This is a genomic window from Martelella sp. HB161492 (genome assembly GCF_013184775.1).
GTDB lineage: Bacteria > Pseudomonadota > Alphaproteobacteria > Rhizobiales > Rhizobiaceae > Martelella.
In genome coordinates this window covers 272,756-291,132 of record NZ_JAATVV010000005.1, presented here as the reverse complement: position 1 = coordinate 291,132, position 18,377 = coordinate 272,756, and the positions used below count along the sequence as shown (strand labels likewise).

Here is an 18,377-nt window from a genome sequence, read left to right as displayed (position 1 = left end):
GGCAGCGAGAGTGCTAGTTTAATTTTTTGAATTCAATCATGTTTACGGAAAATATACCTCCTCTGTACCGGATGCCTTCTCCATTGTTGAAAGCACGAAAATGACCACAGACAGTGCGCCGAAGATCTTCGACGGTCACAACGACTTCATGCTGCGCATCTTAAGCGGCTCGGTCTCAACCGACGGTGCTATCGAGGGGCTCGACAGCGGCCAGATCGACCTGCCGCGCGCGCATCAAGGCGGCTTCGGCGGCGGGTTCTTTGCCATGTGGGTGCCGAGCCGCCATGAAAGTGGCCGGTCCAGCGACGAGGAAATGCGGCGTGACCACTATGATGTACCGCTGCCGCCAATGGTCGACCAGCGCGAGGCGCTCAAAGTGGTGGAAGCTGAAGTCGCGATTTTCCGCGATCTGGAGAGCGCCGGTTTTCTGACCGGCTGCACCAGTGTCGGCGCGCTTGAAGCAGCCTTCAAGACCGACAGGCTGGCGGCGATCCTGCATCTGGAAGGCGCCGAGGCCATCGATCCCGAATTTCAGATGCTGGAGACGCTTTATGCCCAGGGCCTGCGTTCACTCGGTCCCGTCTGGAGCCGGCCGACGATCTTTGCCCATGGCGTGCCGTTCCGTTTTCCCTCGACCGGCGATATCGGCCCTGGCCTCACCGATCTCGGCAGGGAACTGGTACGTCAGTGCAACCGGCTGAAGATCATGCTCGACGTTTCCCATCTCAATGAGAAGGGCTTCAATGATCTCGCCGCCCTCACCGATGCGCCGATCGTTGCCACCCATTCCAATGCCTATGCGGTTTGCCCGCATGCCCGCAATCTGACGGATCGTCAGCTTGATATCATTGCCGAAAGTGACGGCATGGTCGGGCTGAACTTCGCCACCGCCTTCCTGCGCCCCGATGGCCGCATGGATGCGGATATGTCACTGGACATCATGCTGCGCCACCTCGATCACCTGATTTCGCGTCTCGGCGAAGACAGGGTCGGTTTCGGGTCCGATTTCGACGGCGCGACAATACCGGAAGGCATCCGCGATGTCGCGGGCCTGCCGGCACTGAGACAGCTCATGCGCCGCCATGATTTCGGCGAGGAGCTGATCGCGAAACTTAGCTACGGCAACTGGTTCCGCGTTCTGGCAAAGATCTGGGGCGAGGCTTGAAGGCCCTGCCCCGATGGCGGTGAAAGTCCGCAGAAAATACATAAATTCAGAAGCTTAAAACAAAAGGGGAATAGCTTATGAAGATGATCTCAAAGGCTGCGCTTGCAGCCGGTGTGGCGCTGCTTATCTCGACGTCGGCCCTGCCGGCGCTGGCCAAGACGCCGGACAACATGCTGATCATGGCGCTCAGGATTGATGATCTGATCACGATGGATCCGGCACAGTCTTTCGAATTTTCGGCCGGTGAAATCAGCAACAATATCTATCAGTTCCTGGTCGCCTTCGACCCGCTCGATCTGAAAAAGGGGTTTCAGCCCTCGATCGCTGACAGCTGGGACATTTCCGAGGATGGCAAGACCATTACCTTCAAGATCAAGGACGGGCTGAAATTTGCCTCCGGCAACCCGCTGACGGCCAAAGATGTTGAATTCTCGCTGCGCCGTGCCGTCACGCTCGACAAGACGCCGAGCTTCATCCTGACCCAGTTCGGCTTCACCCCGGACAATGTCGATGAAACGCTGGTCGCCACCGACGATACGACCTTCAAGATGACGACGGACAAGCCTTATGCCGTGTCCTTCGTCCTGAACTGCCTGACCGCCAATATCGCCTCGATCCTCGATTCCAAGGAAGTGATGAGCCATGAGGTTGACGGCGACATGGGCAATGGCTGGCTGCGCGACCATTCCGCCGGTTCCGGCCCCTATGAGCTGACCTCGTGGAAGCCGAATGAAAGCGTCACGCTCAGCTACAACAAGAATTACACCGGCGACAAGCCGGCGATGGAACGCGTCATCATCCGCAATGTGATGGAAAGCGCCAGCCAGCGCCTGATGCTGGAAAAGGGTGACATCGATATCGCCCGAAACCTGACCCCGGAAGATGTCGCCGCCGTCAAGGACGAAGATGGCCTGAAGGTTGATTCCGAACTGCGCGGCCGGCTGATGTATTGGTCAGCCAACCAGAAGGGCGAGGTGCTGTCGAACCCGAAGGTCGTCGAGGCGATGAAATACCTCACCGACTATCAGGGCATGCAGGACAGCTTCCTTCAGGGCCAGTACACCACCCATCAGACCTTCCTTCCGGCCACCTATCTCGGTGCCATCGACGACGCGCCCTATTCGCTTGACGTCGCCAAGGGTAAGGAACTGCTCGCCGAGGCAGGCTATCCTGACGGCTTCCCGCTGACCATCATCGTACGTGACGCGCAGGAGCGTATCGACATCGCCCAGTCGCTGCAGAACACCTGGGGCCAGGCTGGTATCGACGTCAACATTCTCGTCGGCACGGGCGCCCAGACGCTCGACAAATACCGTTCGCGCGATTTTGACGTTTACGTTGGCGCCTGGGGGCCGGATTATGCCGACCCGAACACCAATGCCAGCACCTTTGCCGCCAATCCCGACAACGCGCAGGAAGCCGGCAATACCGGTTATCTGGCGTGGCGCAATGCCTGGGATATCCCGGAATATACCAAGCTGACCGAAGCCGCGACGGTTGAGAACGACACGGCAAAGCGCGCCGCCATGTATGAGGACGAACAGCGCCAGTTCCTCAAGGACAGCCCGTTCGGCATCATGTTCCAGCAGATCGAGCAGGCTGCCATGTCTGACAATGTCAAGGACTTCAGCATGGGCGCTGCCGTCAACTCGGCTGCGTTCTGGCCGGTCACGAAATAAGGATCGGCATCATGGCAAATCGGGGTGGACAGCGTGAGCTGTCCATACCGCCTGTCGTCAGCAAGACCGTCTCCTTTCTGGTGACGGTCGTTGCAACGATGGTCGGTCTGTTGTTCATCACCTTCGTCATCGGACGGCTGATGCCGGTCGATCCGGTTCTGGCCATCATCGGCGAACGTGCCACCCAGGCCCAGTATGATGCAGCCTATAAGGCACTGGGTCTCGACCAGTCGATCCTGACGCAGTTCTGGATCTACCTCAAAGACGTTGCGCATGGTGATCTCGGCCAGTCCGTCCGCACGGGACAGCCGGTGCTGCATGACATTGCCCGTTTCTTTCCCGCCACGCTGGAACTGGCGACGATCGGCACCATTATCGGTGTCATCATTGGCGTACCGCTTGGCGTTCTGGCCGCCGTCAAACGTGGCAGCATCGCCGACCAGATTGCCCGCTTCGTCGCGCTCTTCGGCTATTCCATGCCGATCTTCTGGCTCGGCCTTGTCGGTCTTCTGATCTTCTACGGAATTCTCGGCTGGGTCGGCGGACCGGGCCGGATCGACATTTTTTACGAGGATATGGTTCCACCGGTGACCGGCATGATCCTGGTCGACAGTTTGCTTGCCGGCGAGACCGACATTTTCTGGAATGCCGTTTCCCATATCATCCTGCCTGCATCGCTGCTCGGCTATTATTCGCTGGCCTATATCAGCCGCATGACCCGTTCCTTCATGCTGGAACAGCTCAATGCCGAATATATCACCACGGCACGGGTCAAGGGCCTGTCCGAACGGCAGGTGATCTGGCGGCATGCCTTTGGCAATATCCAGGTTCAGCTCATCACCGTAATCGCGCTTTCCTATGCCGGTCTGCTTGAAGGCTCGGTTCTGACCGAGATAATCTTCTCCTGGCCCGGCATCGGCAGTTACATCACCACCTCGCTGCTCTCGGCCGACATGGCCGCGGTTCTCGGCGGAACGATCGTGATCGGTCTGGTCTTTATTGGCCTGAACATTTTCTCCGATCTGCTTTACAGATTTCTCGATCCGAGGGCTTCGCGATGACAAACCAGGACGTAGACGCAAAGGGCTGGCGCGCCTGGCTCCTCACCGATGTTCCGACATCACGCAATCACGCCCGCATGGTCTCCTGGTATCAGGGCTGGCTTTCGCTGAAACGAAACACGCTCGCCATGATCGGCCTCGCCATTCTCGTGGCACTGCTTCTGGTGGCGGCCCTTGCCCCGCTGATCGCTCCGCATGATCCCTTCTTTCAGGATCTGTCCAACCGGCTGGCGGCACCCTTTTCTGCAGGGCATGTTCTGGGCACGGATTCGCTCGGTCGCGACATTTTGAGCCGGCTGATCTATGGCTCACGTATCACGCTTTACATCGTCGTTCTCGTCGCTCTGATCGCCCCCGCCGCAGGTTTGATTATCGGCACGGTCGCCGGCTACACCGGCGGTATCGTCGACACGGTGCTGATGCGCCTTACCGATATTTTTCTGGCTTTTCCACGGCTGGTTCTGGCGCTCGCCTTTGCCGCAGCGCTGGGCGCCGGCATTGAAAATGCGGTTCTCGCCATCTCGCTGACCGCCTGGCCACCCTATGCACGCATTGCCCGTGCCGAAACGCTGACGATCCGCAATTCCGATTTCATATCTGCGATCCGACTTCAGGGGGCGGGTGCAATCCGCATCGTCACCCGCCATATCTGGCCGCTCTGCATTTCCTCGCTTGTCGTGCGGGTGACGCTGGATATGGCCGGCATCATTCTGACGGCCGCAGGTCTTGGCTTTCTCGGTCTCGGCGCCCAGCCGCCATCACCGGAATGGGGCGCGATGATTTCGGACGGACGGAAATTCATTCTCGACCACTGGTGGGTTGCCACCATGCCCGGGCTTGCCATCTTCACCATCAGCCTGGCCTTCAACCTTTTGGGCGACGGTCTGCGCGATGTGCTGGACCCGAAGGAGAGCAGCCAATGAGCAATCTTGTCGAGGTTGAAAACCTCTGGGTCCGCTTTCCGACACGCACCGGGATTTTTGATGCCGTGCGCGGCATCAGTTTCTCGCTCGGAAAGGAGCGGCTGGGCATTGTCGGCGAGAGTGGCTCCGGCAAATCCATGACCGGACGCGCGCTTTTGCGCCTCATCCGCAAGCCGGGCATGGTCTCGGCCGACCGAATGCAGGTGCTTGAACATGACCTCCTTACCATATCGGAAAAGGATATGCGGGCCCTGCGCGGGCGCGATATCTCCATGGTGATGCAGGACCCGAAATTCTCGCTTAACCCCGTCATGACGGTGGGGCAGCAGATCGCCGAAGCCCTGCTGACGCACACCAGGCTGAACCGCGGCAAGACCCGCGAACGCGTGCTGGAAATGCTGGAGGCCGTCGCCATCCGTGATCCGGAACGCGTCCATGATGCCTATCCGCACGAACTTTCCGGTGGCATGGGCCAGCGCGTCATGATCGCCATGATGCTGATCGCCGATCCGAAGATCCTGATTGCCGACGAACCGACCTCGGCACTGGACGTTTCGGTGCAGATCCAGGTGCTCGAAATCATGGACAAGCTGGTGCGCGAGCGCGGCATGGGCCTGATATTCATCAGCCACGATCTCCGTCTGGTATCGAATTTCTGCGACCGGATCCTGATCATGTATGGCGGCCGGATCGTCGAGACCTGTGCTGCGGGTGCGCTGGAAGACGCCCAGCACCCCTACACGCGTGGCCTGCTGAACTCGATGCCGCGGCTGGACATGCCGGAACGCCGGCTGGAAACACTGAACCGCGACCCGGAATGGCGCAACGCCCCAAGTGTGAGTGGAATGCTATGAACGCGCTCGAAATCGACGATCTCTATGTCTGGTTCGGGCACGGACCGAACCGTGTCGAAGCCGTAAAAGACGTGTCTTTCGTCGTCCAGAAGGGCTCCAGTTTCGGCCTTGTCGGCGAAAGCGGCTCCGGCAAGTCAACCGTATTGCGTGCGATTACCGGACTGATCGATACGGTGGACGGCACCATGACGGTTGCGGGCAAACAGCTTCTGCACAAGCGCAACCGGCAGTTCTACAAGACAGTGCAAATGGTGTTTCAGGACCCTTACGCCTCGCTGCATCCGCGTCAGACCATCGATCAGGTGCTCTCCGAAACGCTCGGCCTGCATGGCTTCCGTGACAATGTCGACAAGCGGATCTCGAAGCTTCTCGATGATGTCGGCCTGGGATCAGGCTTTCGCTTCCGCTATCCGCACCAGCTTTCCGGCGGTCAGCGCCAGCGGGTGGCGATTGCCCGCGCTCTGGCACCAGAGCCGGAAATCCTACTGCTCGACGAGCCGACCTCCGCGCTGGATGTTTCGGTACAAGCGGAAATTCTGAACCTGCTTTCCGATCAGCGCGCGGAACGCAACCTCACCTATGTGATGGTGTCGCACGATCTCTCTGTCGTCGGCCATATGTGCGAAACCGTCGCCGTGATGCAGCATGGCCAGCTGGTCGAACTGCTGGATGTCGACGCCATGCGCCGGCAGGATGCCAAGGAAAGCTATACCCAGCACCTGCTCGAAAGCAGCATGCATTATCGCAGCTGAGCAAAGGCCAGGGCTTCACCTTTTGTTAGGCCCTGGCGCCGATGACACTCACCCTTCAAATAGACCAGCCGTGCCGAGAATAGCCGCAAGCCCCGCCTGAAGTCCCTTCACGGATGCTTCTGGTTCGACATCGATCCATTCATCCAGAGAATGGGCACGTCCGCCATCGCCGCCAGTTCCAAGGCTGATCGCCGGAATGCCGAGGCTCATCGGAATATTAGCATCGGTGGAGGAAAATTCCGGTTCGGCCGCAAAGCCGAACGCCTGAAGCGCCGCCGTCGTCGCCGACACAATCCGCGCATCCATGGCCGTGCGGCCAGCCGGCCGGTCACCGATCCGCTCCGCCTTTGCGACAATCTCGCCCGCTTCCGTGTTGCCACGCGCGTTCTCGCGCGCAACCGCTTCGCCGATCAGCTGGTGCAGGCGCGCATCAAGCGCGTTCAGCGCGGCGGCATCCTCAGATCTGAGATCAATCTCAAGCCAGACCTGTTCGGGAATGGCATTGATCGAGGTTCCGCCCCCCAGAACAGAGGCGCAATAGGTGGTGCGCGGTTCTGCGGGAACCTCCGTCTCCGACAGACCGGCAATCACATGGGCGAGCGCATGGGCCGGATTGACCGTGCCGAAGGCCATCAGCGAATGACCGCCCGGCCCGGTGAAGCTGACATGATAGCGATAGGAGCCGACCGCACCGGTGACAATCCGGTCGAGGCTGATGCCATCCATGGTGAAAAAGGCAGTGATCTTGTCGCGGTAAATGCTCTCGGTGAAAAGATGGCGGATGCCGCGCAGGTCGCCCTTGCCCTCCTCACCGACATCGCCGACGAAAAGCAGATCGCTTTCGGTCTCGATTCCGGCGGCGTCAAGGCTGCGGATGAAGGTGAGAAGCGTGGCAAGACCGCGCGTATCGTCACCGACGCCAGGGGCGAAAAGCCTTGTACCCTCACGTCGGACGGTGCAATCGGTTCCCTCGGGAAAGACCGTATCGAGATGGGCCGCGACGACGATAAGGCCGCCATTGCCGCGCCCGCGCCTCACCCCCGTGACATTGCCGATCGCATCGCGCCCGACCGCTTCGAGGCCAAGCGTACGGAACATCGCCTCATAGGCCACGCCCCGCTTGTCCTCCTTGAATGGCGGCGCCGGGATCTCCGTTAGCGTGATGATGTCTTCGATGAAATGGTCATGATCCGATTTCAGAAAATCCGCAGCCGCCCGGAACGCGTCGGATGCGAGAATGCTATCCATTTCAAACATAAGCCCCAAACCTTCATGCTCTCATTCTTGAAAATATTGCTACCGCTGCTGCTAGACCAGAGTCCTGTCAGTCATGCTTGCCCCAGTGACCGCCCTTGGCGGCCATATAGGCGTAGCTTTCCTCGACGAACTGTCGGTTCTTCTCGGCAATGGCCGGTTTCAGGCTGTTGACGGCAGCGACAAGGCCTTCAACAACGCCAGCAATCGCGGTCGAAGATGGCGGATTGAAATCATGATCGGCGGAGACGAACAGGCTTTCGGTGGCAAGGGCTGCCAGCGGCGAGCCAAGCCCGTCGGTAATGCCAAGCACCGGCGTGCCGCGATCATGGGCGTATTCGATCAGCTGCAGTGTCTCGCGGAAATAATGCGGGAAAGCAATCCCGATGACGAGATCCTTCGCACCGTAATCGACCAGATGTCGAAGCGCGCCAATGGTGCCGCCGCCACTTTCGACCGTTCGCACGGGTGTGCCGAGATTGGACAGACCGATTGCCAGAAGGCCGCCGAGATGGGCTGAAAGATCGAAACCGGCGATGAAAATCCGCTCGGCCCCGAGGATCAGCCGGGCGGCCCGCATGATCGTCTCCTCCGGGATCATACCAAGCGTCTCTTCCAGATTGGCGATATCTTCCTTCAGCGAGGCCTGAAACACGGTTGCCGGCGTCGGCTTGGCGGCCAGCTTGCGCTCCATCCGGGTGAAGGGCTCCAGCAACGCCTCGAAACCGGCAATCAGCTCGGAGCGGAATTCGGGATAGCCCTCATAGCCAAGGGTCGTGGCAAAGCGGTTGGCGGTCGCCACCGATACATCGATCAGCGCCACGGCATCATGCACGCTCAGCCGTGCCACATGCAGCGGCTCGGAAAGCACCAGATCAGCGAATTTTCGCAGCGCTGCCGGCATGGCCGGATAGGCGTCAGCGATCTTGCGCGCGACCGGCGTATCGGCAGGCAGGCGTGCACGTCTTTGGTCCCGTGGTCGTTCCATCTTGCCTCCGTTACCGGATCATGTAACTATTGTAACAGAGACGCAAAAGAAATATAACAAAACGTACATCGTCTCACCCGCTTCTCTCCCTTTCCTCCTACAGGGTTCCGATTGCCAATGACACAATTTCCTTCGTTTTCCCGCCGCTCCTTCATCGCCCTTGGCGGTGCGGCCATCGCCGGTCTTGCAGCACCGCGTCTCTCCTTCGCCCAGGGCCTGACCCCGGTTACCACCGCGCTCGGCTGGATCCCGAATGCCGAATATGCCGGCCTCTGGGTCGGGATCGAGAACGGCTATTTTGCCGATGAAGGCATCGACATCAAATATACGCCCGGCGGTCCGAATGCCCCTGGCGTGCTGGTGCAGCTGGCAGCCGGTCAGGCCGATTATGCCGGCGGCGACTGGGTGCCTCTGTTTGAAGCGATTAATCGCGGCAATGATTTCGTTGTTCTGGGCGCGGCCTTCCCGCAGAGCCCGGCGGCATTGATGTCGATGGCCAAGGACCCGATCAAGACACCGAAGGATCTGGTCGGCAAGAAGATCCTGAGCCAGTTGCCAGCTGACAAGAACACCATTGATTTTGTGCTGAAGCAGGCCGGCCTGCCGCAGGAATTCGAACTGGTTCCGACCGGCTTCTCGCCCGAGCCGCTTTTGGCCGGTGACGGCGATGCCTATATGGCCTTTGCCACCAACCAGCCGATCACCTTCGAGCAGATGGGTCTGGTTGAGGGCAAGGACTTCTTTGTCACGAAGTTCTCCGATCTCGGCTATAACGTACCGGCAGGCCCGATCGTCGCCTCGCGCGCCTATGTCAAGGAAAACCGCGATCTCGTCGTCGCCTATCTGAAGGCGCTTGCCCGCGGCTGGATTGAAAACGGCAAGGATCCGAGCGTCGGCGCCAAGCTGGCGGTCGAAAAGTTCGGCGCCGATTTCGGCCTCAATATTGATCAGACCACCCGCCAGAGCGAGCTTGAAATGCCGCTCATCACCGCGCCGGGCGCGCCGGGCCCGTTCTGGTTCGACGCAACGCTGGTCGATACCAATTGCGCGCCCGTTGCAGCGGCAGCCGGTATCGAAAATATTCCGGCCGCAGCCGACATCGTTGATCTCGGCCCGCTGGAAGAAGCGCTGAAACAGCTCTGACGCTGAGACAGGATCCGGCAGCTCCGCCCGTTTCAGCTGCCGGTCCCCTTCCTTTTGAACCCGCATTATGCGGAAAGCCGTAAACCCGGAGCAGGCCTTGACCAAGACCGCCGCCATTCGCCTGGCCGATGTCGCCAAACGTTTCCGTCTTGATGACGGGCGCGAACTGACCGCGCTTGAATCGATCAATGTCGACGTGAAAGAGGGCGAGTTCGTCGCCATTCTGGGCCCTTCCGGCTGTGGCAAAAGCACGATCCTACGCCTGGTTGCAGGGCTTGAGGCCGCCAGTGAGGGCACCGTTGAAATCGAACAGTCGACGCCGAAGGCGCTTTCCGCCGATCATCGCCTGGGTGTTGCGTTTCAGGACCATGCGCTGCTCCCCTGGCTTTCAATTGAAAAGAATGTCGAACTGCCGTTCCGCGTTGCAGGCAAGCCGGTCGACAAGGCCCGTATCACAGAACTTCTAGGCCTGGTCGGCCTTACCGGCTTCGAAAAGGCACGTCCGAGCCAGCTTTCCGGCGGCATGCGCCAGCGTGCTTCCATTGCCCGCGCACTGGCTCTCGAACCTGACGTGCTGCTGCTTGATGAACCCTTCGGCGCCCTTGATGCCGTCACCCGCCGGCATATGAATGTCGAATTGCAGCGTATCTGGAGCGCCCGAACGCTGACGACGCTGCTGGTGACCCATTCCGTCGACGAAGCGCTGTTTCTCGCCGACCGCATTCTGGTGATGAGCGGCCGTCCCGGCCGGGTAATCCGCGACCTCGCTGTCCCCTTTGCCCGCCCGCGCGACCCCTCCGTGATGCGTTCTGCCGAATTCCACCATCTGGTCGATGAACTAACGATGGCGCTGGAACCCGAAGGGCATCAGCCATGAGACCTGCCGCCGCCACCAAGCGCGTCCTGCCAGGCATTCTGGGGGTTGCCGTTTTTCTCGGCGCCTGGCAACTGATCGGCGTCTATCGGCTGGCCGGTTTCACTTGGCCGACGCTGACCGCCGTTCTCGCCTATCTCTTCGATCCGGCCCATCACACGCTGATCGGCCGCGCGGCGGCGGCAAGCTTTTCGTCGGTGCTGATCGGTTACGGGCTAGGCATCGTCATCGGGCTTGGCATCGCCATGATTGTCCGTCTTTTCCGCCCGGCGCGCGCCGGTATCGATCAGCTGGTCGCGGTGATCCATGCCACACCGGCCATCGCCCTCGCCCCCGTCTTCATGGTGCTGCTGCCCCGCGACAGCATTCCCCCCGCCATATCCGCCCTTGCGGTCTTCTATCTCGTCTATGTCGCCACCACCTCGGGGCTGGAAAGCGCGCATCGCGCCCATCAGGACCTCTTTTCCGTGCTCGGCGCCAGACCTTTCACCCGCTTTGCCCGGCTGGAGTTTCCAGCCGCGCTGCCGGCCATCGTCTCAGGACTGAAACTCGCCGTCCCGGTTGCCTTCATGGGGGCGATTGTCGGCGAGTGGTTCGGCGCGTCGCGCGGTCTCGGCCTTTTGATGATTTCCGGCATGCAGAATTTCCAGATCCCGCTGCTCTGGTCGGCCGTGCTGGTCGCAACGCTGACCTCGCTGATCGCCTACGGGCTGATGGGGCTTGCCGAACGGGCCGTGCAGCGGAGGTTCGGATGACGATGATGCGCCGTTTTTTTGCCCGCAACTGGTCCATCCTTGCCGTGCTTGCCGCGTGGGAAGCCTGGGTGGCGCTGGCTGAGCTCAATTCGATTGTCCTGCCCGGTCCTATGCCGGTTGCCCGCGATATTATTGCCAATCCGGGCCTTTATCTCGCCAATGCCGGCCAGACGCTTTTCACCGCTGCCGCCGGCCTTGTCATCGGTTTCGTGCTCGGTATTCTGGTGGCCGTGCTCGCCTGGTCGTCGCGACTGCTCTCCGGCATGCTGACCCCGATCGGTCTGATCTTCTCCTCGATCCCGATCGTCGCGCTGATCCCGATCATGGCGCGCGTTCTGGGCTACGACATTTCCACCGTCGTTGCCATTGTCGCCGTCTCGGCCTTCTTCCCGACCTTCGTCTTCACTGGGGCAGGCCTTGCCGATCTGCCAAAGGGCGCCCCCGATCTTTTTGCCGTCTTCGGCGCCAGCCGGTTTCAGCGCTTCGCCCGTCTCGTACTGCCCTCCGCTGTGCCGAACATGATGATCGCCTTCCGGCTGATCGTTCCGGAGGCCGTTCTGGCAGCCATTCTCGCCGAGTTCCTGATGGGGCGGTCAGGTCTTGGCTATCTCTTTCGTGAAGCGACCGGTCGCTTTGCCATGGAGCGTGCCCTTGGCACATCGCTCGTGGCGGCCATCGCCGCGATCATCTGCTTCTTCCTTGCGCAGCGGGCCGAACGTGCCATCAGAGCACGCTGGTCGTAAGCGCCGCAACCAATGGAGACTATCATGATCAAGGTTCAACAACCGCCGGATCCCTGGCAGCGCACGACCACGCATAGCGGCTTTCCGGCCGACGAGGTGATCTCGGCGTTGCAGAAATGCTTACGACGCGGCATGCTGGAAAATGCCATTCTGCTCGGCTGGGAAATGTTTCTTACCAGCCCTGAGATGGAAGAAATGCTGTGGTCGCGGCTCTGTGTCATCGCGGTGGAAGATGTCGGAACCGGCAATGTCAATCTGCCGGTGATTGCCGAAACCCTCTATCAGCAGCACAAGCGCTATCCGCGCCCGATCGGCGACCGCTTCCTGTTCGCCGCCCATCTGATCCGCCTGATTGCCGGGTCCGAAAAAGAGCGCACCTCGGATGATCTCGTCAACTGGGCCCGCCGCTCGATGGAACTTGGCGAGCGCCTGCCGGAAATCCCCGATGTCGCCCTCGACATGCACACCAGGCGTGGTCAGGAAATGGGCCGTGACTACCGCTTCTTCATGGAAGAGGCCTCGAAGGTCATCCCTGAAAAGGACGGCCGCGACACGACCTGGCGCACATGGATCCTTGGCGCTCTGGATGCGGGCAAGCTTGAATGAGTGCGCGTAAAAAAGTCTATATCGCCGGACCTGACGTTTTCTTCCGCAACGCCTCCGAGGTCATGCGGATCAAGGGCGAAATGGCGCTGGAATATGGTTTTGATCCTTCGACACTGGCAGAAGACGATCTCAACCCGGAAGGCCTGACTGCCTTCCGCTTCGGCGTTGCGATCGGCCTTGCCAATGAACGCAAGATGGATGAAGCCGACTTCATCGTCGCCAACCTCACGCCATTTCGCGGCATCTCAGCCGATATCGGAACGGCCTATGAAGTTGGCTATATGCGTGCGCAGAACAAGCCGGTCTTTGCCTATTCCAACAGCGGTCGGGATTATTTCACCCGCCTGACCGGCGATTTTTACAGCGGCATACCGCTGGAAAAGATCGATGGCGTCACTCGAGGCCCCGACGGGCTGATGGTTGAAGATCACGGCATGGCCGATAATCTGATGCTGGACACGGCCGCGGTGGAAAGCGGCGGCGCCTTCATCTGCGAAAATGTCGAAAGTGACGATTTTCTCGGTGACCTCAGCGTCTATCGCAAGTGCCTAGAGCAGGCCCGTGCCTATTTTGACAACCGCACCTGACACTTTGACGATGATCCTGCGCGGCGCGGCCGTGCGGGATCACACCTCTTCCAGCAGGAAACAGCGGTTCCGGCCTTCTGCCTTGGCCCGATAAAGCGCCCGGTCAGCGGCATCTAGCAACCGGCTGAGACCCGCCGTTGACGCCGAATGGGCGGCAACCCCTATGCTCACCGTCACGGAGAACAGCTCTCCTTCAGCATAGAACGACGTCTGCGCCACCTTACCGCGGATACCTTCGGCCACGGCCAGGCCCCGTCGCGCCGAACAGTCGGGCATGATAATCACAATCTCGTCGCCACCGAAACGCACGGCCAGATCGTTGCGCCGCACGCGACGTGAGACAATGCCGGCGATCTCCTTCAGCACGTCATCACCGAGCGAATGCCCGTGGGCGTCGTTGACGGATTTGAAATGATCAACATCGATTAGCATGGCGGTGAAAATCGTATCCGCCGCAAAGGCGCCGGCATGCCAGGAATTGATGAGCCTGTCGAGCTGCCGCCGGTTCTTCAGACCGGTCAGCGGATCCGTCATCGCCGCCAGGCGCAGTTCGCCATAGGCATTCTCAAGCCGGTCTTCGGCGGCCAACGCACCGCCCATGATCATCGCACCCGCAATATTGCTGACCGTGATCGCAACCCAGGTGGATTGCAGCAAAGGCAGCACTGTCGCGGACGGCAAAAACAGAAAGGGCGTGGCGAAGGTTATCGACAGCGACAAGCCGACAAGGCCAAGGCCGATGAGGTTGTGCCGCTGCCCCTTCAGCCCGCGATAGGCAAGGCCTGCAGCCAGCGAGATCATGATCGACAGCACTGCAATCTCGACACCGGCACCACCGATCAGGACCCGCGCACCCGTGACGAGCACCGCCGCCAGCAATCCAGCCCAGAAACCGCCAAAGACCGTCGCCATCGCCACCATGACATTGCGCGCATCAATCATGATGCCGGGAGCAATTTCGAGTGGATTGATCATGCTTGCGATCGCCCCCAGCGCAAAGGCAATCCCCGTCGCCAGCTCAGACCAGCCCACCGGAATGCCGGAATGCCGGATCATGCGGTAGATCAGCACCACCACAGCGGCGATACCGAGCTTGCCGAACAAGGCCGCAATCAGGGAAGGGTCTGCCACGATCATGACGAAGAAAATTGTTGCTCTTGGTGGGGAAGGCTCGGCAGGACACGGAAGGCTTGCCCGTGGCAATGACGGTGTCAGCGCCCTGTGTCCGGACAAACGAGCATGGTCCTAATCTGTTGAACCGCCACATCGCGCTTTGCGAAACTCAAAATCGGTTCGCGATCCGATACGCGATGAAAACGTAAGTGGATATAAACTCATGGAACCGTTCTAGACCGGTTTGGCGACAAAGAACAGTCATATCCTGACAATTGCCACCAAAATCAGGTGAAGGGCTTCGCCCGGCCACTCAACTTACTTGTCGAGCCAGACATCCGAGCGGACACGAAAGCGTGTCGGGTCATAAATCGCCTGGCTGATCTCCACCAGCTGCCCCTTGGCATCGAACAGTTCGGCGTCGATGCTCAGAGCCGGTGCGCCCGGGGTAAGGCCGATGGCATCGGCGGCGATGGCCGGACAGGCAATGGCATCGACAGACTGGGTCAGTCGCGCAATCGGACAGGAGAAGATCTCTTCGATCAGGGCATAGACGGAACCGAGATTTTGCCGTGACAGTGCTGGTTCGATACCGGCAAAGGCACCCGTGACATACATTTTCGTCCAGCTGAACGGGCGGATCCGGTCGGGCATGCGACGCACGCCGACAATCTCGAGCCAGTATCCCGTGGAGCTTTCATGATTGCCGAGAACCGCAACCGAGCCGTTTTCAACATGCCGGGTCGACCAGATATCGAGCACGGTTTCCCGCGTCACCTGCAGCAGTTCCGACATCCCGTTGGTCATCATCCGGAAATGCTGCTGTGGCGTCTGGGAGGCGATCACCGTTCCCACGCGCTTACGCCGCTCCACCAGGCCTTCTGACTCCAGCTCACTCAAAGCGCGCCGCAGGGTTGTCCGGCTGACACCGCATTCCGTGGCAAAATCGACCTCGGGCGGCAACCGCTCTCCGACTTTCCATTTGCCGGCGACGATGCTGTCACGCAGCGAACGGGTCAGGGTCTTATGTCGTGGGGCGCTCATGTCATCTGTCCAGGTAGAAAGAGTACGATTTGAGGAAAAGCTGCAAGAAGCAATGCAAATCCAACCAATATCATGAAAAACGGAAAGACGGCACGAACAAGATTGCCGACAGTCTCACCCGTCTGTGCCTGAATCACGAAGAGATTGAAACCTATTGGCGGCGTTATCTGTGATATTTCCACTGCAATTACAATAAAAATGCCAAACCAGATCGGATCAAAACCTGCGGCTGTAACCAAAGGCAGTGTCACAGGCAGCGTCATGACGATGATCGACGTGCCATCAAGAAACATGCCGATCACCACATAGAAGGCCAGCAGCGCCGCAATCAGTGTGAAGGGCGAGAGGCCGAGACTGGCGATCCAGTCGGCGGCAGCGCGTGGCAGGCCAAGAAATCCGAAGGCGGCATTCAGGAGAGCGGCCCCCAAAAGGATCAGCCCCATCATCGCAGTGGTGCGCACCGCACGGCGTCCGGCGAGCGCCAGATTGTAAAGGCTGAGCTCCCCCCGCACGGCGGCCAGGATAACGGCGCCGAGAACGCCGACCGCAGCCAGTTCCGTCGGGCTTGCCAGCCCGAAATAGAGCGACCCCATGATGCCGGCAATCAGCGCCGCCATCGGCCCGATTTCAGCAAGGCCTTTCCACCGCTCGGTCCAGCTGTAACGGCGCTGGTCTTGATGGCCGCCAATCACGGTGTGATGCACGGCTATGTAAAGACTGTAACAGCAGGCCAGCAGCAGACCGGGAATGATGCCGGCAATGAACAGCCGCAGAATGCTCTGCTCGGAGACCACGCCATAGATAATCATGATGATCGATGGCGGGATCAGGAACCCGAGCGTTCCGGCGCCGGCAAGCGACCCCATGGAGAGACGCCGGTCATAGCCATGGGCTTCAAGCTCGGGCAGCGTAACCCGGCCAACAATGGCCGTCGTCGCAGCCGATGACCCGGAAACAGCGGCAAACAAAGTGGAACCGGCAACATTGACATGAACAAGTCCGCCAGGAAGCCGGCTGACCCAGGGCGCAAGCCCCGAAAACAGCGAACGCCCGAGCTTGGCAGTGACGAGAATATCGCTCATCAGGATGAAGAGCGGCAGCGCCAGAAGCTCCTGCGATGTGCCCGCCGTCCAGAGCAGTTTTCCGGCGAACACGTCCAGCGGAATATTGGGTTTGTAAATCGCAAGCAGAATATAGCCGCCGCCAAACAGCGACAGGCCGATCCAGACGGACCCCACCAGAAGGGCTGCGAATAACAGGACGGCAACAAGCGCGATCTCAATCAAGTGCGTCCTCCTCTTTCTCGATCAGATCCGGCTCAAGGCCACTGACCAGCCGCACCAGCCGGGCAACAAGCGCCAGCACGAACTCCAATGCGCCGATGACCGCGAAGAATTGCGGGATTGCCAGCGGCGTGTTGACATAGCTCGATTGCCTAACGCCGCGCACAAGCGAGGTGTAAAACACGCTCCAGAAGGCATTCAGCATGAGAAGCGCCAGCGCGATTCCGACAAGGGTTGCGAAGATCTCGACGCCGATGCGAAACCCCGGCCCGCCCCGCGCCAGCAGCAGCGACACCCGCACCTGCTTGCCATGACGGAGCGACGGCCCGAGCCCGAGCAGGATGACAGCCGCCATGGCGAAGGCGCTATATTCCCAGGAGACCGCGAGGCTGGTATGCACCACGGCCCGGCTGATCACCTCGGCCAGCATCAACGCGCAGAAACCATAGAGCAGAATCATTGCCATGGTCTCGGCAATGCGCGCCGTCCAGTCGGTGAAGATCAGAAATCTGTTACGCAATCGATCCGTCCTGAAGCGGACTGCCGCCGAGGCGGCAGCCCGGTTTCTGTTACTTTGAAGCAGAGGCCTTGTAGGCTTCGATGATCGGGCCGGCTTCGGGAACCTTGGCGACGAACTCATCCCACATGGCGTGACCGCTGTCGGACATCGCCTGACGCATGCTCGGATCCGCCTCGGTAACGGTCATGCCATTTTCGACCAGGATTTCGGTTTTGCCCTGATCTTCAGCCGCACTCATCGCCCAGAATTCGGGTTCAAGCTTTGCAATCACGTCTTCGATTGCCTGCTGCTCGTCGGCACTGAGGCTGTTCCAGGCATCCAGGCTGACCGTGACGACATCGGTGGAGGTCGACCATTGCAGCGGATTGAAGAAGGCGGTCGTATCCCACAGCTTGCCATCGACGCCCGAAGAGGTCGAGGTTGCGACACCGTCAATCGTGCCGGCAGCAAGCGCGGGAACCACGTCGCCCCAGGGCATTTCCAGCGGTGCGGCGCCGAGCTTGGTCAGGAAGGTGAAGCTTGCCGGATTAAAAGCGCGGATGCGCTGCCCCTTCAGTTCCTCATCCGTGGTGATCTTGGTGCGGGAATATAACCCCGGCGACGGCCACGGGACATAATAGAGGATCTTCTGATTGTGCTTTTCGGCAATCTGATCAAAGGTCGGGCCGGCAACCTTGAGGAAAGCCGCCATCTCGTCCTGGCCCTGAATCAGATAGGGCAGCGTGTCGATCGCCAGAAGCGGCTCTTCACCGGCCTGCAGGAACAGCAGGTAATCGGCCATCTGCACGATACCGCTTTCCACGGCCGCCATGCTTTCGCTGCCGGTAACGCCGATCGAACCAGCTGACAGAACCGAGATATCGACTTCGCCATCCGTTGCCTCACGCACGGCATCGGCAAACTGCTTTGCCGCCTTGGCCTGAAAATTGGTGTCTGGCCATGGGGTCGAGAAATCCCAGGTTGCAGCGGATGCAGCCTGAGCAAATGTGAGGCTCAGAGCCCCGGCAATCAATGCGTAGCGAATGTTCATCTG

19 protein-coding genes are annotated in these 18,377 nt (G+C 59.9%); 12 read left to right on the top strand and 7 right to left on the bottom strand.

All coding sequences use genetic code 11. The features are described 5' to 3' along the window. Positions 1-100: 100 nt before the first annotated feature. The 6 genes from HCK86_RS10665 to HCK86_RS10640 all read left to right on the top strand — a co-directional run bounded on the left by HCK86_RS10665 (position 101) and on the right by HCK86_RS10640 (position 6,434). Complete coding sequence (locus tag HCK86_RS10665) at positions 101-1,165, top strand: dipeptidase (RefSeq protein ID WP_176084434.1); 1,065 nt, start codon at positions 101-103, stop codon at positions 1,163-1,165. 77 nt (positions 1,166-1,242) lie between these two features. Beyond that, entirely contained in the window at positions 1,243-2,844 is a 1,602-nt protein-coding gene (locus tag HCK86_RS10660; RefSeq protein WP_176084433.1) for an ABC transporter substrate-binding protein, read from the top strand. Between the two features lie 11 nt (positions 2,845-2,855). Continuing rightward, positions 2,856-3,905: an ABC transporter permease gene (locus HCK86_RS10655; protein ID WP_176084432.1), complete on the top strand. Its 1,050-nt coding sequence runs from the start codon at positions 2,856-2,858 to the stop codon at positions 3,903-3,905. Next, entirely contained in the window at positions 3,902-4,828 is a 927-nt protein-coding gene (locus HCK86_RS10650) for an ABC transporter permease (protein WP_176084431.1), read from the top strand. The genes HCK86_RS10655 and HCK86_RS10650 overlap by 4 nt, the downstream gene beginning before the upstream one ends. Next, positions 4,825-5,682, top strand: coding sequence for an ABC transporter ATP-binding protein (locus HCK86_RS10645; RefSeq protein ID WP_176084430.1), 858 nt, complete (start codon positions 4,825-4,827; stop codon positions 5,680-5,682). The genes HCK86_RS10650 and HCK86_RS10645 overlap by 4 nt, the downstream gene beginning before the upstream one ends. Next, positions 5,679-6,434 carry an ABC transporter ATP-binding protein gene (locus tag HCK86_RS10640; RefSeq protein WP_176084429.1) on the top strand — a complete coding sequence of 252 codons (756 nt, stop codon included), beginning with the start codon at positions 5,679-5,681 and terminating at the stop codon, positions 6,432-6,434. Before HCK86_RS10645 ends, HCK86_RS10640 begins: the two co-directional genes overlap by 4 nt. A gap of 48 nt (positions 6,435-6,482) precedes the next feature. Here HCK86_RS10640 and HCK86_RS10635 read toward each other — a convergent pair whose 3' ends face one another. After that, positions 6,483-7,691, bottom strand: a complete 1,209-nt coding sequence (locus tag HCK86_RS10635; RefSeq protein ID WP_176084428.1) for a M20/M25/M40 family metallo-hydrolase — start codon at positions 7,689-7,691, stop codon at positions 6,483-6,485. Positions 7,692-7,758: 67 nt separating this feature from the next. Continuing rightward, on the bottom strand, positions 7,759-8,676 hold the full coding sequence (locus HCK86_RS10630) for a MurR/RpiR family transcriptional regulator (RefSeq protein WP_176084427.1): 918 nt from the start codon (positions 8,674-8,676) through the stop codon (positions 7,759-7,761). A gap of 117 nt (positions 8,677-8,793) precedes the next feature. On the opposite strand from HCK86_RS10630, the gene HCK86_RS10625 reads away from it, so the two are divergent. The 6 genes from HCK86_RS10625 (at position 8,794) to HCK86_RS10600 (ending at position 13,384) form a co-directional block, all read left to right on the top strand. Continuing rightward, positions 8,794-9,819, top strand: a complete 1,026-nt coding sequence (locus tag HCK86_RS10625) for an ABC transporter substrate-binding protein (protein ID WP_176084426.1) — start codon at positions 8,794-8,796, stop codon at positions 9,817-9,819. 97 nt (positions 9,820-9,916) lie between these two features. Then, complete coding sequence (locus HCK86_RS10620; RefSeq protein ID WP_246739547.1) at positions 9,917-10,696, top strand: ABC transporter ATP-binding protein; 780 nt, start codon at positions 9,917-9,919, stop codon at positions 10,694-10,696. Further along, complete coding sequence (locus tag HCK86_RS10615; RefSeq protein WP_176084424.1) at positions 10,693-11,448, top strand: ABC transporter permease; 756 nt, start codon at positions 10,693-10,695, stop codon at positions 11,446-11,448. The genes HCK86_RS10620 and HCK86_RS10615 overlap by 4 nt, the downstream gene beginning before the upstream one ends. Beyond that, on the top strand, positions 11,445-12,191 hold the full coding sequence (locus tag HCK86_RS10610; protein WP_246739546.1) for an ABC transporter permease subunit: 747 nt from the start codon (positions 11,445-11,447) through the stop codon (positions 12,189-12,191). The genes HCK86_RS10615 and HCK86_RS10610 overlap by 4 nt, the downstream gene beginning before the upstream one ends. A 24-nt stretch (positions 12,192-12,215) precedes the next feature. Continuing rightward, on the top strand, positions 12,216-12,797 hold the full coding sequence (locus HCK86_RS10605; protein WP_210259877.1) for an AAA family ATPase: 582 nt from the start codon (positions 12,216-12,218) through the stop codon (positions 12,795-12,797). Beyond that, entirely contained in the window at positions 12,794-13,384 is a 591-nt protein-coding gene (locus HCK86_RS10600) for a nucleoside 2-deoxyribosyltransferase (protein ID WP_176084423.1), read from the top strand. The genes HCK86_RS10605 and HCK86_RS10600 overlap by 4 nt, the downstream gene beginning before the upstream one ends. Positions 13,385-13,423: 39 nt before the next feature. Here the strand turns inward: HCK86_RS10600 and HCK86_RS10595 are convergent, their stop codons facing one another. The 5 genes from HCK86_RS10595 to HCK86_RS10575 all read right to left on the bottom strand — a co-directional run bounded on the left by HCK86_RS10595 (position 13,424) and on the right by HCK86_RS10575 (position 18,374). After that, positions 13,424-14,515 carry a sensor domain-containing diguanylate cyclase gene (locus HCK86_RS10595; protein ID WP_176084422.1) on the bottom strand — a complete coding sequence of 364 codons (1,092 nt, stop codon included), beginning with the start codon at positions 14,513-14,515 and terminating at the stop codon, positions 13,424-13,426. A gap of 300 nt (positions 14,516-14,815) precedes the next feature. After that, positions 14,816-15,541: a GntR family transcriptional regulator gene (locus tag HCK86_RS10590; protein WP_176084421.1), complete on the bottom strand. Its 726-nt coding sequence runs from the start codon at positions 15,539-15,541 to the stop codon at positions 14,816-14,818. Further along, positions 15,538-16,827, bottom strand: a complete 1,290-nt coding sequence (locus HCK86_RS10585; protein ID WP_210259876.1) for a TRAP transporter large permease subunit — start codon at positions 16,825-16,827, stop codon at positions 15,538-15,540. Before HCK86_RS10585 ends, HCK86_RS10590 begins: the two co-directional genes overlap by 4 nt. Next, positions 16,820-17,344: a TRAP transporter small permease gene (locus HCK86_RS10580; RefSeq protein WP_176084420.1), complete on the bottom strand. Its 525-nt coding sequence runs from the start codon at positions 17,342-17,344 to the stop codon at positions 16,820-16,822. The genes HCK86_RS10585 and HCK86_RS10580 overlap by 8 nt, the downstream gene beginning before the upstream one ends. Before the next feature lie 49 nt (positions 17,345-17,393). Then, positions 17,394-18,374 carry a TRAP transporter substrate-binding protein gene (locus tag HCK86_RS10575; protein WP_176084419.1) on the bottom strand — a complete coding sequence of 327 codons (981 nt, stop codon included), beginning with the start codon at positions 18,372-18,374 and terminating at the stop codon, positions 17,394-17,396. Positions 18,375-18,377 lie beyond the last annotated feature (3 nt).

Coding starts and splice junctions, on each gene's coding strand:
- HCK86_RS10590 (WP_176084421.1), bottom strand. CDS start 15,541: ATGAGCGCCCCACGACATAAGACCCTGACCCGTTCGCTGCGTGACAGC.
- HCK86_RS10630 (WP_176084427.1), bottom strand. CDS start 8,676: ATGGAACGACCACGGGACCAAAGACGTGCACGCCTGCCTGCCGATACG.
- HCK86_RS10615 (WP_176084424.1), top strand. CDS start 10,693: ATGAGACCTGCCGCCGCCACCAAGCGCGTCCTGCCAGGCATTCTGGGG.
- HCK86_RS10635 (WP_176084428.1), bottom strand. CDS start 7,691: ATGTTTGAAATGGATAGCATTCTCGCATCCGACGCGTTCCGGGCGGCT.
- HCK86_RS10650 (WP_176084431.1), top strand. CDS start 3,902: ATGACAAACCAGGACGTAGACGCAAAGGGCTGGCGCGCCTGGCTCCTC.
- HCK86_RS10600 (WP_176084423.1), top strand. CDS start 12,794: ATGAGTGCGCGTAAAAAAGTCTATATCGCCGGACCTGACGTTTTCTTC.
- HCK86_RS10610 (WP_246739546.1), top strand. CDS start 11,445: ATGACGATGATGCGCCGTTTTTTTGCCCGCAACTGGTCCATCCTTGCC.
- HCK86_RS10665 (WP_176084434.1), top strand. CDS start 101: ATGACCACAGACAGTGCGCCGAAGATCTTCGACGGTCACAACGACTTC.
- HCK86_RS10605 (WP_210259877.1), top strand. CDS start 12,216: ATGATCAAGGTTCAACAACCGCCGGATCCCTGGCAGCGCACGACCACG.
- HCK86_RS10640 (WP_176084429.1), top strand. CDS start 5,679: ATGAACGCGCTCGAAATCGACGATCTCTATGTCTGGTTCGGGCACGGA.
- HCK86_RS10575 (WP_176084419.1), bottom strand. CDS start 18,374: ATGAACATTCGCTACGCATTGATTGCCGGGGCTCTGAGCCTCACATTT.
- HCK86_RS10660 (WP_176084433.1), top strand. CDS start 1,243: ATGAAGATGATCTCAAAGGCTGCGCTTGCAGCCGGTGTGGCGCTGCTT.
- HCK86_RS10625 (WP_176084426.1), top strand. CDS start 8,794: ATGACACAATTTCCTTCGTTTTCCCGCCGCTCCTTCATCGCCCTTGGC.
- HCK86_RS10645 (WP_176084430.1), top strand. CDS start 4,825: ATGAGCAATCTTGTCGAGGTTGAAAACCTCTGGGTCCGCTTTCCGACA.
- HCK86_RS10655 (WP_176084432.1), top strand. CDS start 2,856: ATGGCAAATCGGGGTGGACAGCGTGAGCTGTCCATACCGCCTGTCGTC.